This is a genomic window from Schaalia sp. 19OD2882 (assembly GCF_018986735.1).
In the GTDB taxonomy this organism is placed as follows: Bacteria; Actinomycetota; Actinomycetes; order Actinomycetales; family Actinomycetaceae; genus Pauljensenia.
The window spans coordinates 1,610,374-1,627,117 of sequence record NZ_CP065521.1; the positions used below are offsets into that span (position 1 = coordinate 1,610,374).

A 16,744-nucleotide genomic window follows, 5' to 3' on the forward strand; every position below is an offset into this window, starting at 1 on the left:
GGAGGCAAAGGATTAGGAACAGTCTCCCCTGAATCCCTTTGACTCCCTTCCACCAAGACCTCGCCCTCGTCACCCACCCTTGAATTCAGCACAGACTTCCCGTCCACCACAGAGTCGGTGCCACCCGAGTCGGGTACCGAATCCGCAGGCCAGATCAGCATGCCCATACTCGCGGCAATCGAGAGCGCCTGCTTGGTTTGATGCAGAAAAGCCCAACGCTTTTCGAGTCGCATTTTAGTCCCCTTTGATGACGCACGCCCACAGCACCCACTGGCCAGAGATCCATTTGCCTTGAATTTCTACCTCATGCTCATGATACGTGCTTTTCTGCACTGAGCGCTCATCGAACAACACATGCGGCGACGCATTAATGGTCCCCACGAGTGCGACCCGACCGTCATCGGCAAGTATGGGGGGTTTGGCGAGCGAAAAAGTGTAGCGGAGTCCGTGTTCCCAGCCACCTTTTTCGTAGACGTCCTTGATCGTTTCAATCCTGTTCTTGCAGAATTTGCAGGGGTTTCCTGAGACTGCTTCGAGTTTCTCGGTGTCGCCCGTGTACCAGGAGTAGGCCAGCAGATCCAGGTAGTAGCGGATGAAGGCTTCTGCGCCTTCGACGCTGGGTTCCTTGGCGATGGCCGGCAGTACCGGTTCGACCATGTCAGGGTCCTCGGGCTGCAGCAAGTACCCGTTCGGGCCCACCACGTAACCACCGGACATCTGAACCTCACCCGACTGGACACCACTGGTTGCAGAGTCCACTGAGCCCGCAGAATCACCACTCTGACCACCACCCGTGCCCTGACAGGCTGCCAGGCCCAGCAACCCCACCACCACGCTGCACGCTGCTACCAAGGGTCCAGCACCGCGTCGAGCCAGCACCCTTGCCCCGCTCTCATTTGCCATGGCCCCTACAGTAGATACTCAAGGACTCAAATGGAAGACAACTGAACAAATCCGTGGACAACCACCCCCACCGCGCCCGACCCGCCAGTGGACGAAACAGGTGTCCTGGCCGGTCACACCCAAGCAGGAAGCGTCAAGCCCTTGCAAGACCAGCGGGTTGGAACCGTCCCCGAAGCGGACCGGACCATGACAGCGGCCACCGCCCTACACAACCTCCCAGTCGGAGGGCACGAACGACGCACCTGTCGGTTCGGGCGGACACTGACCCCGAGCACGCCCCATGAACACCTCCTCCATCTGCTCAGGCGTGTAACACCAGAACCCAGAATGATCCACCAAATACGACGGAAGAGAATCAAGCTCCTGCGCCACGGTCAACTCTGAAGATGCATGTTGAGAAAGGAGGCCGCCCGGTTCGGAGTTTTGCTGCTCAGCCCCAAGCTTGATCCGGCCATTGTCTCCAGTGCTTACATCCAGTATTGGATCATCAGCCCTTCCTCCATGGTCTCCCATCGGATCTGTCGTGCCATAAAGCGGAGGCAGGGAGATGAGTAAAGTTGAAGTAATTGCCAGTGACCTTGTGAGGAAAGGGATAATTCTTGGGTTCAGATGTAGATGCACGTCATTTCTCCTCGATAACGCATCCCCATAGGATCCATTTTCCAGAAATCCACTTGCTTTGAATTTCAATCTGATGTTCCTGAGGTCCCCGGCGATCAATTGCGTGATTCTTGAAGAGGACATGGGGAGATGCCTGCAGAGTTCCGATTAGCGCAATTCTTCCGCCATTGCCGAGGATTGAACGTTCGGACGGCGAAAGACTATATCGTAGACCGTGGACCCACCCACCCCTTGAGTAAACATTTTTGATTGCCTCAATCCCACCTTTGCAGAATTGAAACGATCAAGGATCGTCTACACAAAAGGCGGCTGGGAACACGGACTCCGCTACCGCTTCTCAAAGAGCGAACGCCCAATCCTGGCCAATGACGGGAGGGTCGCATTTGTCGGAACGATTCATGCCTCACCGCACGTCACATTCAGAGATCGCTCGATAAGGAAGAGGCGTACCACGAGTACGATGTGGAGCTTCAAGGCAAATGGATCTCCGGGCAGTGGGTGCTTCGAGCTTGCATCATTGAGGATGAATGAAATGCGGCTCATGAAGTGTCGAATAACATGGGTCGACTGGAAGCGAGCGCTTGCGATCGTTTCGACAGTGGGTATGCTCCTTGTCTTAGCTGAAGATGGGCCGGGTCCAGATAGTTCAGGAAATGCGGGCAGTTCTGGCACGGGGTTGGAGTCAGAGGTGGGTGACAATGGTGATCTCAGTGTCAAAGGAACCCAGTGGGAGTCGAGGGCCAGCGACCCCGACTTCTCGCTTTTGGGTCTTGGAGTACCGTCCGCTTCTGAGAGTCCTGTGTTGGAGTCTCTTCCGTCGTATTTGGTGGATCATTCTGGGTTCTGGTGTTACACGCCTGAGCAGATGGAGGAGGTGTTCATGGGGCGTGCTCGGGGTCAGTGTCCGCCCGAGCCGGCAGGTGCGTCGTTCGTGCTCTCCGACTGGGAGGTTGTGTAGGGCGGTGGCCGCTGTCATGGTCCGGTCCGCTTCGGGGACGGTTCCAACCCGCTGGTCTTGCAAGGGCTTGACGCTTCCTGCTTGGGTGTGACCGGCCAGGACACCTGTTTCGTCCACTGGCGGGTCGGGCGCGGTGGGGGTGGTTGTCCACGGATTTGTTCAGTTGTCTTCCATTTGAGTCCTTGAGTATCTACTGTAGGGGCCATGGCAAATGAGAGCGGGGCAAGGGTGCTGGCTCGACGCGGTGCTGGACCCTTGGTAGCAGCGTGCAGCGTGGTGGTGGGGTTGCTGGGCCTGGCAGCCTGTCAGGGCACGGGTGGTGGTCAGAGTGGTGATTCTGCGGGCTCAGTGGACTCTGCAACCAGTGGTGTCCAGTCGGGTGAGGTTCAGATGTCCGGTGGTTACGTGGTGGGCCCGAACGGGTACTTGCTGCAGCCCGAGGACCCTGACATGGTCGAACCGGTACTGCCGGCCATCGCCAAGGAACCCAGCGTCGAAGGCGCAGAAGCCTTCATCCGCTACTACCTGGATCTGCTGGCCTACTCCTGGTACACGGGCGACACCGAGAAACTCGAAGCAGTCTCAGGAAACCCCTGCAAATTCTGCAAAGGCAGAATCAAATTGATCAAGCAACTATACGACAGCGGTGGCTGGGAACAAGGGTTATATTATCAACTCACTTTGAAAAGGGAGCCCGTTCTGGGAGATGATGGTCGAGTGGCATTCTTTGGGACAGCCAACGCTTCCCCTCACGTGACATTTGTGGATGGAGGGATTAAAAGAGTTCGCTCTCGAGACTATCGGGTCGAGATTCAAGGGAAATGGATCTCGGGCCAATGGACGCTATGGGCATTCATAGTCGACAAGGACTGATATGCAATTCTCGAAACAATTGTGGAACCTTCGGGGGATAAAGTTGACACTTTCGACTGTGATTACGCTAGGAGTACTCCTTCTTCCAACGCTTGGGGGGCCAGATTATGGCGACTCGGGCAGTGTGGATCACAGTGTTTCAAATTTGGACTCTGACGTCATCGATTCGCATACTGTCTCACTTGGGGGTGGGGAGCAATGGTCGCATTCGAACAATTCTGTCAGCCAATCCATATTTCCAGAGCCAACAACCTCCCCCGAAAACGCTTTCGAGTCTCTTCCGTCGTATTTGGTGGATCATTCTGGGTTCTGGTGTTACACGCCTGAGCAGATGGAGGAGGTGTTCATGGGGCGTGCTCGGGGTCAGTGTCCGCCCGAGCCGGCAGATGCGCCCTTCGTGCCCTCCGACTGGCAGATCACACGCAGGGCGCTCGCCACTGTCACGGTCGAGCCCGCCGGGCTGGTCATGCAGCCCCCGAACCTGGCAGTGGTGGGCATCGCCCAACTGGCCCACGCCACCCGCACCCACCAGGAACACGCGGTGAACATGCTCGGCAAAACAGTCACCATCACCTTCCACGCCCAAGAGTTCATCTTCGACTTCGGCGACGGCAGCCACCCGGTGGTCTCCCACGACCCGGGTGCCCCCTACCCGGATATGACCAACCAACACACCTATGAAGAGCCAATCGAGTCCACACACCTGACACTGACCACATGGTGGCAAGCAACCGTGACCAACCCGTGGACCGGACACACCATCACCCTGCACGAAAAACTCAAAACCGTCGAAACCACACCCCCCTTCGAAGTCAAACACCTCCACATCGCCCTGACCGACACCGCCGAAGAACTCCAAGGACACTGACACACCCCAAACCCACCCAAAACAAGACAACAAACAAATCTCACCGAAGGACAAGAGACTCATGGGAGGACAAGAGGGCGGAGTTCCACTTCGTCGACTGCAGCCCGAAGGCGGGGCGAAGTGGCGATACGGCGCAGAGTTTCCTCGACCTCCGCCCGGCCGGAGTCGACCAAGCGGGCAGCATCCAGTAGGACCTCGACGCGAACCAGGACTCCCCCGGCGTGTACGACTCGCACATCCGCCACAGGTCCGCCCGGCGCAACCGCGCCCACATCGGCACCTGTACCCGCGTCAGCACTTGCACCGGCAACCTCGACCCGGGTGGCGCGGACAGCCCTGACTCCTGCCAGTTCGCGCAGTTCAGCCAGCAGCTCCAGATCCCGCCACGCCGGCAGCCAGTCGTCTCCTTGGGCGCATGCGGCAACCGCCGGGCGTGGCAGCACCACCGCCGCGCCGCCCGGATCCATGCAGACCCGACCGCCCGTCTCGACCAGCGCCGCAAGACACACCTTGTGGAAGTCGAAGGCAATGGGCCTGTCCTGCGAGCGGTCGGCCAACAGCGAGCCTTGACTGGAGTAGACCACCAAGGCCGGACCGAAGGGGGTCCCGCAGCGGACGAACTCCACCGGATCGTGCTTCTGCGACCCTACCTCGGGCACGCCTCCTGCGCCCAAGTCGGCCGCAAGCCCTACGACGACCGGCACGACGACCCGCTCCTCGCGCAGGGCCGAGACCAGCGCCTCCAGGCGAGCAGCCCCTTGGTCAGCGCCCTCACCCAATGCAAGAGCCGCCGCCGTCAGCGGCAGCACTTGGCCGTGGTCGGCCCGGTCATGGGCATGCAGACGCAGCCGCGCGGAGATCTTGTTCCGCTGCTCAGCGTCCGGGGCAGGCAGCCTCACGCTTGGGCCCGCCCGGCGGCCACATCCAGGGCCTGCACCAAGGTGAATGCGCCCGTGTACAGCGCCTTGCCGACGATCGCCCCCTCGACTCCGACCGGTACCAGCTCACGCAGTGCGGCAATGTCCGCCAGGTTCGACACTCCGCCGGAGGCGATGACGGGGGCCGATGTGGCCTCGCACACGCGGCGCAGCAGATCCAGGTTCGGCCCCGACAGCATCCCGTCACGCGCCACATCGGTGACGACATAGCGTGAGCAACCGGCGGCGTCCAGACGCTCGATCGTCTCCCACAGGTTCCCGCCGTCCTTCGTCCAGCCGCGCGCGGACAGGGTCTCGCCGCGCACGTCCAGGCCCACGGCGATCCGGTCACCGTGGGCGGCGATGACCCGCTCGGTCCACTCCGGGTCCTCCAAGGCGGCGGTGCCCAGGTTCACGCGCCGCGCGCCCGCTTCCAGCGCGCGGGCAAGAGAGGCGTCGTCACGGATACCGCCGGAGAGCTCGACGTGGATGGGCACTTCCGCGGTGATGGAGGTGAGCAGCTCCGCGTTGGACCCCCGCCCGAAGGCGGCATCCAGGTCCACCAAGTGCAGCCAAGTGGCGCCGGCCTCGACGAAGGACCGGACTGCATCCAGCGGATGCCCGTAGGCGGTCTCGGTGCCGGCCTCGCCCTGGGTGAGGCGCACAGCCTTGCCGTCGACCACGTCGACGGCCGGCAGGAGAATCAGTTCGTCGGTCATGCGGGGTTCCTTCCGGGATGCAGTCAGGGGACGAGGGCGGGCCGCCATACCTGCCTGAACAGGGCTGACGCGCCGCGTGGCGGGCAGGTCACAGGGTTCGCAGCCAATTCGCCAGCAACGCCAGACCGGCCTCGCCGGACTTCTCGGGGTGGAACTGCGTGCCGGACAGGGGCCCGTTCTCCATTGCGGCCACGAAACGCGAGTTGCCATGCCTGGCCCACGTGGTCAGTGGCCTGGCGGTCGGGCCCTCGGCCATGGAGTCAGCGGGGTCGGTCATGGCCGCATAGGAGTGGACGAAGTAGAAGCGCTGGTCCTCGACCCCGTCGAAGAGTCGAGAGCCCACGGGGACCTCGACTTCGGACCAACCCATGTGTGGGACGACAGGCGCGTCCAAGCGCTCGACGGCACCCGGCCACTGTCCAAGCCCCTCGCAGGCGCCCTTTTCGGTGGAGGACTCGAAGAGGATCTGCTCGCCCACGCACACTCCGAGGACCGCCCGCCCGCCGGACAGGCGCCGGTCGATGAGGCGCGGAGCATCGACGGCGCGCAGAAGGTCCATGACTGCGGCGAAGGCGCCCACCCCGGGCACCAACAGACCGTCGGCTTCCAGGACCTGGTCGCGGTCTGCCGTCAGGGTGACGTCGGCACCCACCTTTTCCAGTGCACGGCAGGCGCTGCGCACGTTCCCGGAACCGTAGTCCAGGACGACCACACGTGGAGTCATGGCGTTCACCTTCTCCGGAACCAGCTCATGGGGCCGGGCTTGCGGCGGGTGGTCCCGTCGGCGGAGACCGAGTCGTCGTAGTCCTTGGGGCAGGTGCGTCCGAGCAGCAGGTCCTCGGCGGCCTGCGGCATGGAGCCGAGCAGGACTCCGGCGGGGATCTCGTCCTCGGGGGCACCCGAGACGTAGCGGCGGGCGGAGATCCGTCCGGACACGCCGGGCTCCACCCCGTCGCCCTCGACGAGCCAGGACATGACGGCCACGGCGCCGTAGCGGGACAGCCGCGAGATGACGCGGGCGACCTCGTCGACGGGTTCGGGCATTGCACGGCATCCGGCAAGGAGGGCGTCCAATTCGTCCTCGTCCGTGGGGCGCGTCTCGACCCTCAGCCACACGGCGGTCCACGGCTTGAGGCCGACCACGTCGACCTTCTTGCCGGCGAAGGACAGGAGGGAGTGCAGGGCTTCGGGAGAAGGCAGTGGCGCAAGGACGAGGGCGACGGACAGGCGTCCGCCTTCCAGGTGCAAGGATTCGTCGACGGGCGTGTCGAGGGCACTGTTCACGCGATCGGCCGGGGGCGGGGGCACTGCCCCGGATTCGGAGGGCGAGGGCGAGGCTTCGCGGCCCGCCAAGTCCTCGGGAGCATCCGGGGTGCCGGGATCGGCGGGGGCGTCCGCTGCCCCGGAGATGCCTGCGGCGGCCTCGTCACCGAATTGGGCGACGAGGTCGCGGAACTGGGCGTCGATGTCATCGCGTTCGTCCACTGCCCTGTTCCTCCCTCGATCCGTGCCGTCCGGCGGTTCGCGCCAATCCTAGTCGGTTCCCCGGCCTTTCACAGGGTGCCCTTGGTCGAGGGGATCCCCTCGACCCGCGGATCCGGTTCCACTGCGAAGCGCAGCGCCCGGGCAAGGGCCTTGAACTGGGCCTCGACGATGTGGTGGGGGTCGCGTCCGGCCAGGACCGTCATGTGCAGGCAGATGCCGGAGTTGTAGGTGAGGGATTCCAGTACGTGGCGGGTCATGGACCCCGTGTAGTGCCCGCCGATGAGGTGGTACTCCTGCCCGGCGGGCTCGCCCTCGTGGACGACGTAGGGCCGTCCGGCAACATCGACGACGGCACGTGCCAGGGCCTCGTCCAGGGGCACGGTGGCGTCGGCGAAGCGACGGATTCCGCGCTTGTCGCCAAGGGCCTCCTTCAGGGCCGCGCCGATGCAGATGGCGGTGTCCTCCACCGTGTGGTGCACGTCGACCTCCACGTCACCCTGCGCGCGCACGACGAGGTCGATGAGTGAGTGCTTGCCGAGAGCCGTGAGCATGTGGTCGTAGAAGGGTACGCCGGTGGAGATCTCGGTGCGGCCGGTCCCGTCCAGGTCCATCTCCACGTGGACCGTGGACTCCGAGGTGGTGCGGTCGATGACGGCGACGCGGCGTCTGGGGGCGGGGTGAGTGCTCATCGGATGACCTCCAGCAGCGAGTTCCTGAACAGTTCCATTTCTTCCGGGGTTCCCACGCTCACGCGCAGCCACCCCTGGGGGCCGACGACCCGGATGAGGACTCCCCGCTCCAGCAGGCCCCGGAAGACTGCCTCACGGTCCTCGAAGGTGCCGAAGAGGACGAAGTTCGCATCCGACGGGGCGGTGCGCAACCCCTGGTCGCCCAGCCATGTGACCAGGGCGTCACGCTCTGCGCGCAAGGAGGCGACCTGGGCCATGAGTTCATTCGCGTGGCGCAGGGCGGCCAAGGCCGCGGCCTGGGTGAGGGCGGAGAGGTGGTAGGGCAGGCGCACGAGCATGACGGCGTCGAGGACCTCACGCGAAGCGCTCATGTACCCCAGGCGCAGGCCCGCCATGCCGAAAGCCTTCGACATGGTGCGGGTGACGACCAGGTGCGGGTTGCCGGCCAGCAGCTCCAAGGCGGAGGGGACTCCCTCGCGTCGGAATTCGCTGTAGGCCTCGTCGATGACGACCAGGCTGGCGCAGACTCGCCCGTCCTCCTGCGGCCCGGTGGTGCGGGCCAGGTCCAGGACCTTCATCTGGACCTCGACGGGCAGGGCCGTGCCTGTGGGGTTGTTCGGGCTGGCCAGCAGGACCACGCTGGGGCGTTCCTCGCGCATGACGCGCTGGACGACCTGCAGGTCCAATTCGAAGTCCTCACCCCTGGCGCCCTGCACCCATCGGGTGTTCGTGTCGCGCGCGTACCCGTGGTACATGGAGTAGGTCGGTGCGAAACTCACCACCGTACGGCCGGGGCCTCCGAACGCCTGCAGCAGTTGCACCATGATCTCGTTGGACCCGTTGGCAGCCCACAGTGTCTCCGGCTCCCGCCGCACACCCGATTCGACCTCCAAGTAGTCGGCCAGAGCCTGGCGCAGCTGCGGGAAGTCACGGTCCGGGTAGCGGTTGAGAGTGCCGGCCGCCTCACGCACACTCGCCGCAATGTCCTCGACGACCTCGTCGGAGGGGGCGTAGGGGTTCTCGTTGACGTTGAGGCAGGCCTTCACACGGAGCTGGGGAGCCCCGTAGGGTTCGAGTCCTGCCAGGTCGGCGCGCACCGGCAACAGGAGGTCCGAGGGCGGGTTTGCGGCACTCACGAGGCGCTCCCCTTCCCTTGTCGAACCAGTGCCGCAGCGCCGTGGGCGGGCAGGTCCTCGGCGCGGGCGAGCCTGTCGAGGTGTCCGGCAAGGCCTGCGAGTGCGTCCTCGGAATACTCGACCACCTGCTGGCTGCGCAGGTACTGGGTGACGTTGAGTCCACTGGCGAAGCGGGCGGTTCCTCCGGTGGGCAGCACATGGTTGGACCCGGCCACGTAGTCCCCGAGCGGCACCGGCGTCCACGGCCCGACGAAGACGGCACCGGCGTTTCGCACACGGGCGGCAACTCCTGCGGCGTCGCGGGTCTGGACTTCAAGATGTTCGGCGGCATAGGCGTCGACGACCGCGAGCCCCTGCTCCATGTCGTCGACCAGGACGATGCCGGACTGGGGGCCCTCCAGGGCGGTGAGGATCCGCTGGGTGTGGACGGTGGCGTAGGCCTGCTCGCGTACGAGGGCGTCCACGCGGTCGGCCAGATCTGCGGAGTCGGTGACCAGGACCGACGCGGCTGCCGGGTCGTGTTCGGCCTGGCTCACGAGGTCGGCGGCGACGAAGCGCGCATCCGCACTGTCGTCGGCCAGGACGGCGATCTCCGTGGTGCCGGCTTCGGCGTCGATGCCGACCTTGCCTTGGACGACCCGTTTGGCGGCGGCCACGTAGATGTTGCCGGGACCGGTGACGACGTCCACGGGGCGCAGGACCTCTCCTTCGTCGGTGAGGCCATGGGCCAGGGCGGCGATCGCCTGGGCTCCACCGATCGCCCAGACTTCGTCCACACCGAGCAGCGCGCAGGCAGCAAGGATGGTCGGATGCGGAAGTCCGCCGAAGTCGGCCTGCGGGGGTGAGGCCAGCGCGATGGAGGCCACACCCGCCACTTGGGCGCACACGACGTTCATGACCACCGAGGACGGGTAGACCGCAAGGCCGCCGGGCACGTACAGGCCGACTCGCTCGACGGGCACCCACCTCTGGGTGATGCGGCCACCGGGAACGACCTCGACCGAGGAGGGGGCGGGAAGCTGTTGGGTGTGTCCGGTGCGCGCGTGAGCGATGGCCACCTCCAGTGCCGCGCGCACATCGGGGTCCAATCCGTCCAAGGCCGCGGTGAGGGCGGCGGCGGGCACACGCAGACGCCGTGGGCGCACGTGGTCGAATCGCTCGGCCAATTCGTACAGGACGGGGGCACCCTCGGTGCGCACGAGTTCAACGATGGGGGCGACGACCTCGACCGCTCCGGCGGTGTCGAGGGCGGCGCGCGGCATCACTGCAGCCAACTCGGTGGTCTCGGCAGTGGTACCGCGCAGGTCGATTCGTCTCATGTGCTCAGCTTACGTGGCTCCCCGCCAGCGGGTTCCCGGCTTCCACGGCACGAACAAGACTGCTGGACGTCCAGCGGGCACACAGGCAAAGGGGCTACGGTTGGGTCCGCCCGGCAGGACATGTGAGGAGGAGTCACGGTGGAACCACCGCTGCATGCAGGCAACCGCCCCGGAGGCGGCGGTCGGCTCGCGCTGGTCATCGTCCTTGTCGTGGCCCTGTTCGCCGCCGCCACGGTCGCGGGCCTGTGGAACCGGATCTTCTCGCAGATCACGAGCATCCAGGTGGGCGGCGTCGGGCAGTCCGGCGAACCGGTTGACCTGCCCACGGACCTTTCCGCGGGGCGGGCCCTGAACATCCTTGTCATCGGCACCGATGACCGCTCGGGGGGAAACGCCGCCATCGGCGGCGAGGAGGAGGGCGTGCGCGGGGACGTGACGATCCTCGTCCACATCGACGCCGACCGTTCCCAGGTGCGCATGACCTCCATTCCCCGCGACCTCATGGTCGACATCCCCTCGTGTGCGTCGAAGGGCATGGATCCCTCCCCGGCGGGCTTCGGCCAGTTCAACACGGCATTCTCGACCGGCTGGGGGCAGAACCAGGACATGGCCGGTGCCGTCACCTGCGTGATGTCCACGGTGCGCGAGTCCACCGGGATCCTGCCCGATGCGGCCATGGTCCTGGACTTCCAGGCGGTCGTCGGAGTGGTCGACGCACTGGGCGGCGTCGAGGTCTGCGGGAAGGAGTCTTTCGAACCTGAAGGGGTCGGCGACTTCCGTCTCAATGCGGGCTGCCACCGTCTGGACGGGGCGGGTGCCATCCAGTTCCTGCGTGCCCGCCATGTGGGCGGCGACGGGTCGGACTTGGCGCGCATCTCCCGCCAGCAGTGCTTCATGCGTCAGGCCAGCCGGCAGGCCCTGTCCGGGGATCTGCTCTCACAGGTGACGAAGGTGTACACGGTGGCAGACGTACTTGCGGCCAACACGACCCTCACCGACAACCTCGCGTCGACCTCGGCCCTGACGGGCTTGCTCTACTCGCTGCGTTCCCTTCCGGCCGGGGCGGTCACCACCGTCTCGCCCCCATTGGCCGACTGGGACGTCGACCCGAACCGTGTCGTGTGGGGAGCAGGTGCCGCAGACTTCTGGCGGGACTTCTCCTCGGACGCCGTCCAGCGCCAAGCTCTGGCTGCCCAGTCGGCCGCCCAGCAAAGCGGCACGGCCACAGCGCCCTCGCCCGCTGGTCCGGGCACCGGTCAGGATCCGCAGACCCCGGCCCCACCCTCGCCCGCACCTGCCGATCCGGGCACCGGCCCGGCGCCGGCCACTCCCTCCACCCCCCAGACGCCGACCGACCCGGGCGTCGAGTACTGCTACTGAGGAGCCCCCGTGTCCAAGATCCCTGTCGTCACCGTCACCGGCATGATCCGGCTGGGCCAGTTCCTCAAACTTGCGGGCCCCGTCGAGGACGGGGCCATGGCGCGTGAACTGGTCCAGGGCGGTGATGTCGCGGTCAATGGCCAGGTCGACACGCGGCGCGGCAGGCAGCTCGCCGACGGGGACCTCGTCCAGGTCGACTCCCCCACCGGCACTTGGGCCGCGCGGGTGCGAACGGCCTGAAGCGGTCAGTGACGACTTCCCGACCATGGGGACGCTGGCGCAGCAAACGGATCGAAACGCCGAGACATGCGTCCCACGACGCGGAGGCCGGGCTCAGCGTTTGAAGGGCCAGTAGAAGCTGTTCTGCTGGATCCCTTGGATCCTGTGCCCGTGCGGGCCGATGATCGCATCGAAGTCCGGACCCGAGTCAATGACCTCGAAGCGGCATGCACTGCGGCGATTGACCCGGCCGGACTCGTGTCGGTCGTACTCCTTCGTCTCCCATGATCCCGGAACGATCCGGAACAAGCCGCGCGTCACCCCGCGGTGCACGGCGACGAAGTACTTGATCTCTTCGGCTTCAACGCCACTCGGACTGATGGGCCACCACCCGCAGGCCGACACACCAATCTCTTCGAATCTCTGCGTGCGAACACTGCTGGAGAGCCATTCACTCTTGTATCCGTATCCGGGCCGTTCGACACCACCAGGAATTTCCTCTGACGATTCAACCCACGAACCGAGCCTGATGAGAAGCAAGGGCTTGTCGTAGGTCAGCAGAGGTGCGGCGAGCTCATCGATGAGATCGTCCAGCAGAACGATTCCATGCCCCTTCGCCTGTTCAGTTCGCGCGTTCGTCAGCCCGGCCTTGTTCCCGTGAGGCAGACGGGTCCCACCATTCTCCGTCGGCCGAATCGGCATGGATCGCAGGAGGTCAATGCACGCGGCTTCGACTGCAGTGTATTCCGAATCCGAGGACATGCCATACCGCACGATCCAGATGTCCGGCTCCAACCCCGCTGAGCGGATCTCATTGATCCGCCCAACCTTCAGCCTTCGAAGATCTTCTGCAGCGACTTCCCCTTCGTCAAAACGGGCCGCAAACAATGCTTCCCAACCGTGTGCGTCAAAGCGAAGCCCCCTCCCCTTGCCGACGTAGAAGGGAACACCGTCCCTCGGATCGACGAGCATGTAGACGTACTTCCCCAACTCGTTTGCGACTTGAGCCTTGACCTCGGGGTCCAAGTCTTTCCACTTTCGCATCATTTTGCCCATTCTTGCTGCCAATGCCACCCGAGTCCAGAGGACTCGCTACGGGAATTCTAGCGGGATGTCACCTGCCCCAAGATGCCTACAACCGCCTTCAGTTGCGAGAAAAACGCTCCGGTTTGCTGGACACGTAGGCGCTGGTCCAATTCAACCACCGTCGTACGACCGGGCTCCTTCAGATGCAGGCGCACTGGAGAGGCGCCCGGGAATGATTCAAGGACTTCACGCATTTCCTTGAGCAGATCAGGCGTGCAGCGCGAAGCAGGCAACTCGATGTCCAGCGGCGCATCGGCGTCCTCGCGAAGATCCAGAAGTGTCATCGACTGCCCGTACAGGGACAGGGTGTCGTCACGCACCGACACCTTGCCCTCGACCTTGACGATCGTGTCAGCCGCCAAGTGCGACTGGATGGTCTCATAGGCGCGCGGGAAGAACAGGACCTCCACCGAACCCGACAGGTCCTCGATGGTGGCGATTGCCCACGGGTTGCCCTGCTTCGTCACCTTCGTCTGAATGGCGGAGACCAGACCGGCAATCGTCACCACTCGATCGGCGGCCACATCCTCTCCCCCGACCACTTGGGCGATCTCGACCTCCTGGTGACGCGACAGGGCCGTCTCCACCCCGCGCAGCGGGTGGTCCGAAACGTACAGACCCAACATCTCGCGTTCCTCGGCCAACTTCTGACGCCGGTCGAACTCGGGCAGGTCCGGGATCTCGATTGCCAAGCCAGGACCGTCACCACCGCCCATGTCGGCACCGCCGAAAAGGTCGAACTGGCCGATCGCCTCATTGCGTTTGAGGTCGATGACGGCGTCCACCGCCTCGTCACAGCGCGCGAGCAGGGCGCGACGCGTGTGGCCCAGCGAATCAAAGGCGCCCGCCCGCACCAGGGACTGGATGGTTCGCTTGTTGCACACCACCTGCGGCACCTTGTCCAAGAAGTCCTGGAACGAGGCGAAGGTCCCCTTCTCCGCGCGGGTCTGCACAATGGCCTCGACCACATTGGCGCCGACGTTCTGGATGGCGGACAGGCCGAAACGGATGTCGCGCCCGGCAGGGGCGAAGGTGCCCATGGACTCGTTCACGTCCGGGGGCAACACGGTGATGCCCTGGTGGCGGCACTCGGCCAGGTACAGGGCGCGGCGGTCCTTGTTGTCCTTGGTGGAGGTGAGCAGGGCCGCCATGTACTCGGTGACGTAGTTTGCCTTGAGGTAGGCGGTCCAATAGGACACCAGACCGTAGGCCGCCGAGTGCGCCTTGTTGAAGGCGTAGTCGGAGAAGGGAACCAGGATGTCCCACAGGGTCTTCACGGCCTCCATCGAGTAGCCGTTGGACGTCATTCCCCGGCTGAAGGGTTCGAACTCCTTGTCCAGGATCTCCTTCTTCTTCTTGCCCATCGCGCGGCGCAGCATGTCCGCCTGGCCCAAGGAGTACCCGGCCAGCTTCTGTGCGATCTGCATGACCTGTTCCTGGTAGACGATCAGGCCGAAGGTCGTGCCCAGGATGTCCTGGAGCGGTTCGGCCAGCTCCGGGTGGATCGGCGTGATCTCTTGGCGGCCGTTCTTGCGCAGCGCGTAGTTCGTGTGCGAGTTCGCACCCATGGGACCAGGACGGTACAGGGCGCCCACGGCCGAGATGTCCTCGAAATTGTCGGGTTTCATGAGCTTGAGCAGGTCACGCATGCCGCCGCCGTCCAACTGGAACACGCCCAGGGTCTCGCCGCGCCCCAGCAGTTCATAGGTGGCCCGGTCGTCCAGACCCAAGTGGTCCAGATCAGGGACCTCCTTGCCGTTCAGGGCGATGTTCTCCAGTGCGTCGGAGATGACCGTCAGGTTGCGCAACCCCAGGAAGTCCATCTTCAGCAGGCCCAGGGTCTCACACGTCGGGTAGTCGAATTGGGTGATGACGGCCCCGTCCTGAGGACGCTTCATGATGGGGATGATGTCCATCAGCGGGTGCGAACTCATGATGACCGCGCAGGCGTGGACGCCCCACTGGCGGGTGATGCCCTCCAGACCCAGGGCGTAGTCGACGACCTCGTGGATGTCAGGGTTGTCCTGGTGGTACTTGCGGAACTCGCTGGCCTCCTCGTAGCGCTTGTTCTCCGGGTCGAAGATGCCGTGCAGCGGAATGTCCTTGCCCATGACCGCCGGCGGCAGGGCCTTGGTGAGTTGTTCACCGACCTTGAAGTCGCGGCCGAGGATCCGCGCGGAATCCTTCAGGGCCTGTTTGGTCTTGATGGTGCCGTAGGTGACGACCTGGCTGATGCGGTCCTCGCCGTACTTCTGTTTGACGTAGTCGATGACCTCGTCTCGTCTGCGCTCGTCGAAGTCGATGTCGAAGTCGGGCATGGAGACGCGCTCGGGGTTGAGGAAGCGTTCGAAGATGAGACCGTGCTCCAGGGGGTTGAGTTCGGTGATGCGCATGGCGTAGGCGACCATGGATCCGGCTCCCGACCCTCGGCCGGGCCCCACACGAATTCCCTGCTCCTTGGCCCAGTTGATGTAGTCGGCGACGGTGAGGAAGTAGCCCGGGAAGCCCATCGTGATGATGACATCCTCTTCGTACTCCGCCTGTTTGCGCACGTGCTCGGGCACTCCGCCGGGGAAGCGGTACTGGAGGCCCCGTTCGACCTCCTTGATGAACCACGAGGTCTTGTCCTCCCCCGGCGGCACGGGGAAGTCCGGCATGTAGGAGGCGCCCTCATGGGTGGTCACGAAGCCGACGTCGCAGCGTTCGGCGATCTCCAATGTGGCGTCGCAGGCCTGGGGCAGCTCCTTCCAGATGGAGCGCATCTCCTGGCTGGGGCGGATGTAGTAGCCGTCGCCGTCGAACTTGAAGCGGTCGGGGTCGGCGATGCGTGAACCCGAGTTGATGCACAAAAGGGCGTCCTGGACGCGCCGGTCCTCCTTCTTCACGTAGTGCGCGTCATTGGTGGCCACCAGGGGCGCGTCCATGAGTCGGGCGATCTCGAGGAGCTGTTTGAGGGTACGGCGCTCGAATTCGATGCCGTGGTCCATGATCTCCACGTAGAAGTTCTCCGGACCGAAGATGTCGCGCAGTTCCGCGGCCTCGCGGACGGCCTCGTCCCACTGGCCAAGGCGCAGACGGGTCTGGACCGCCCCCGACGGGCATCCGGTGAAGACGGTGAGTCCTTCGTGGTAGCGCTCCAGCAGTTCCCGGTCGGCGCGCGGCCACTTGCCGAATTGTCCTTCGAGGGAGGCGTGCGAACCCAGTCGGAACAGGTTGTGCATGCCCTCGGTGGAATGGGCGATGAGGGTCAGGTGGTTGTAGGAGCCGCCGGCCGACACGTCGTCCGAGCGTTGCCAAGGCTCGCCCCACATGACCTTTTGCCGGTCGAAGCGCGAGGTGCCGGGGGTGACGTAGGCCTCCAGGCCGATGATGGGTTTGATGCCTGCGGCCTGGGCGGCCGCGTAGAACTCGTAGGCGCCGAAGAGGTACCCGTGATCGGTGATTCCCAGGGCCGACTGTCCGAGGCGGGCGGCCTCGGCGACCATTGGTTTGATCTTCGCGGCTCCGTCGAGCATCGAGTACTCGGTGTGGTTGTGCAGGTGCACGAAGGAGTCGCTGGAGGCCATGGGTC

General features: G+C 64.6%; 15 protein-coding genes. 4 read left to right on the top strand and 11 right to left on the bottom strand.

Annotation, left to right across the window (positions count from 1 at the left end; genetic code table 11):
- Positions 1-234: 234 nt before the first annotated feature.
- Together I6B53_RS07150 and I6B53_RS07155 are read right to left on the bottom strand one after the other, a co-directional pair.
- Positions 235-903: a DUF6318 family protein gene (locus I6B53_RS07150; RefSeq protein ID WP_216763595.1), complete on the bottom strand. Its 669-nt coding sequence runs from the start codon at positions 901-903 to the stop codon at positions 235-237.
- Between the two features lie 204 nt (positions 904-1,107).
- Positions 1,108-1,647: a hypothetical protein gene (locus I6B53_RS07155; protein ID WP_216763596.1), complete on the bottom strand. Its 540-nt coding sequence runs from the start codon at positions 1,645-1,647 to the stop codon at positions 1,108-1,110.
- Between the two features lie 1,039 nt (positions 1,648-2,686).
- Here I6B53_RS07155 and I6B53_RS07160 point away from each other — a divergent pair.
- Both I6B53_RS07160 and I6B53_RS07165 read left to right on the top strand, forming a co-directional pair.
- Positions 2,687-3,355 (top strand): DUF6318 family protein, encoded by a 669-nt coding sequence (locus I6B53_RS07160; protein WP_216763597.1) that lies wholly within the window; start codon positions 2,687-2,689, stop codon positions 3,353-3,355.
- A gap of 292 nt (positions 3,356-3,647) precedes the next feature.
- Positions 3,648-4,223 carry a hypothetical protein gene (locus I6B53_RS07165; RefSeq protein ID WP_216763434.1) on the top strand — a complete coding sequence of 192 codons (576 nt, stop codon included), beginning with the start codon at positions 3,648-3,650 and terminating at the stop codon, positions 4,221-4,223.
- A gap of 59 nt (positions 4,224-4,282) precedes the next feature.
- Here I6B53_RS07165 and I6B53_RS07170 read toward each other — a convergent pair whose 3' ends face one another.
- The 7 genes from I6B53_RS07170 to hisD all read right to left on the bottom strand — a co-directional run bounded on the left by I6B53_RS07170 (position 4,283) and on the right by hisD (position 10,488).
- Entirely contained in the window at positions 4,283-5,122 is an 840-nt protein-coding gene (locus tag I6B53_RS07170; RefSeq protein ID WP_216763598.1) for an SseB family protein, read from the bottom strand.
- Positions 5,119-5,859, bottom strand: a complete 741-nt coding sequence (gene priA / locus I6B53_RS07175) for a bifunctional 1-(5-phosphoribosyl)-5-((5-phosphoribosylamino)methylideneamino)imidazole-4-carboxamide isomerase/phosphoribosylanthranilate isomerase PriA (protein ID WP_216763599.1) — start codon at positions 5,857-5,859, stop codon at positions 5,119-5,121. The genes I6B53_RS07170 and priA overlap by 4 nt, the downstream gene beginning before the upstream one ends.
- Positions 5,860-5,947: 88 nt before the next feature.
- On the bottom strand, positions 5,948-6,583 hold the full coding sequence (gene hisH, locus I6B53_RS07180; protein WP_216763600.1) for an imidazole glycerol phosphate synthase subunit HisH: 636 nt from the start codon (positions 6,581-6,583) through the stop codon (positions 5,948-5,950).
- A gap of 5 nt (positions 6,584-6,588) precedes the next feature.
- Complete coding sequence (locus I6B53_RS07185; RefSeq protein ID WP_216763601.1) at positions 6,589-7,344, bottom strand: hypothetical protein; 756 nt, start codon at positions 7,342-7,344, stop codon at positions 6,589-6,591.
- A 68-nt stretch (positions 7,345-7,412) separates the two neighbouring features.
- A complete protein-coding gene (gene hisB / locus I6B53_RS07190; protein ID WP_216763602.1) occupies positions 7,413-8,033 on the bottom strand; it encodes an imidazoleglycerol-phosphate dehydratase HisB in 621 nt (206 codons plus the stop codon).
- Positions 8,030-9,169 (bottom strand): histidinol-phosphate transaminase, encoded by a 1,140-nt coding sequence (locus I6B53_RS07195; protein WP_253953816.1) that lies wholly within the window; start codon positions 9,167-9,169, stop codon positions 8,030-8,032. Before I6B53_RS07195 ends, hisB begins: the two co-directional genes overlap by 4 nt.
- Positions 9,166-10,488: a histidinol dehydrogenase gene (hisD, locus tag I6B53_RS07200; RefSeq protein WP_216763603.1), complete on the bottom strand. Its 1,323-nt coding sequence runs from the start codon at positions 10,486-10,488 to the stop codon at positions 9,166-9,168. The genes I6B53_RS07195 and hisD overlap by 4 nt, the downstream gene beginning before the upstream one ends.
- A 138-nt stretch (positions 10,489-10,626) precedes the next feature.
- Here hisD and I6B53_RS07205 point away from each other — a divergent pair, with 138 nt between their 5' ends.
- Both I6B53_RS07205 and I6B53_RS07210 read left to right on the top strand, forming a co-directional pair.
- The gene (locus tag I6B53_RS07205) at positions 10,627-11,868 is read left to right on the top strand and encodes an LCP family protein (RefSeq protein WP_216763604.1); all 1,242 of its coding nucleotides are present in this window, start codon (positions 10,627-10,629) and stop codon (positions 11,866-11,868) included.
- Between the two features lie 9 nt (positions 11,869-11,877).
- Positions 11,878-12,108, top strand: coding sequence for an RNA-binding S4 domain-containing protein (locus I6B53_RS07210; protein WP_216763605.1), 231 nt, complete (start codon positions 11,878-11,880; stop codon positions 12,106-12,108).
- 93 nt (positions 12,109-12,201) lie between these two features.
- On the opposite strand, the gene I6B53_RS07215 is transcribed toward I6B53_RS07210, so the two are convergent.
- Together I6B53_RS07215 and dnaE are read right to left on the bottom strand one after the other, a co-directional pair.
- A complete protein-coding gene (locus I6B53_RS07215) occupies positions 12,202-13,134 on the bottom strand; it encodes a GIY-YIG nuclease family protein (RefSeq protein ID WP_216763606.1) in 933 nt (310 codons plus the stop codon).
- A gap of 56 nt (positions 13,135-13,190) precedes the next feature.
- A complete protein-coding gene (dnaE, locus tag I6B53_RS07220; RefSeq protein ID WP_216763607.1) occupies positions 13,191-16,739 on the bottom strand; it encodes a DNA polymerase III subunit alpha in 3,549 nt (1,182 codons plus the stop codon).
- Positions 16,740-16,744 lie beyond the last annotated feature (5 nt).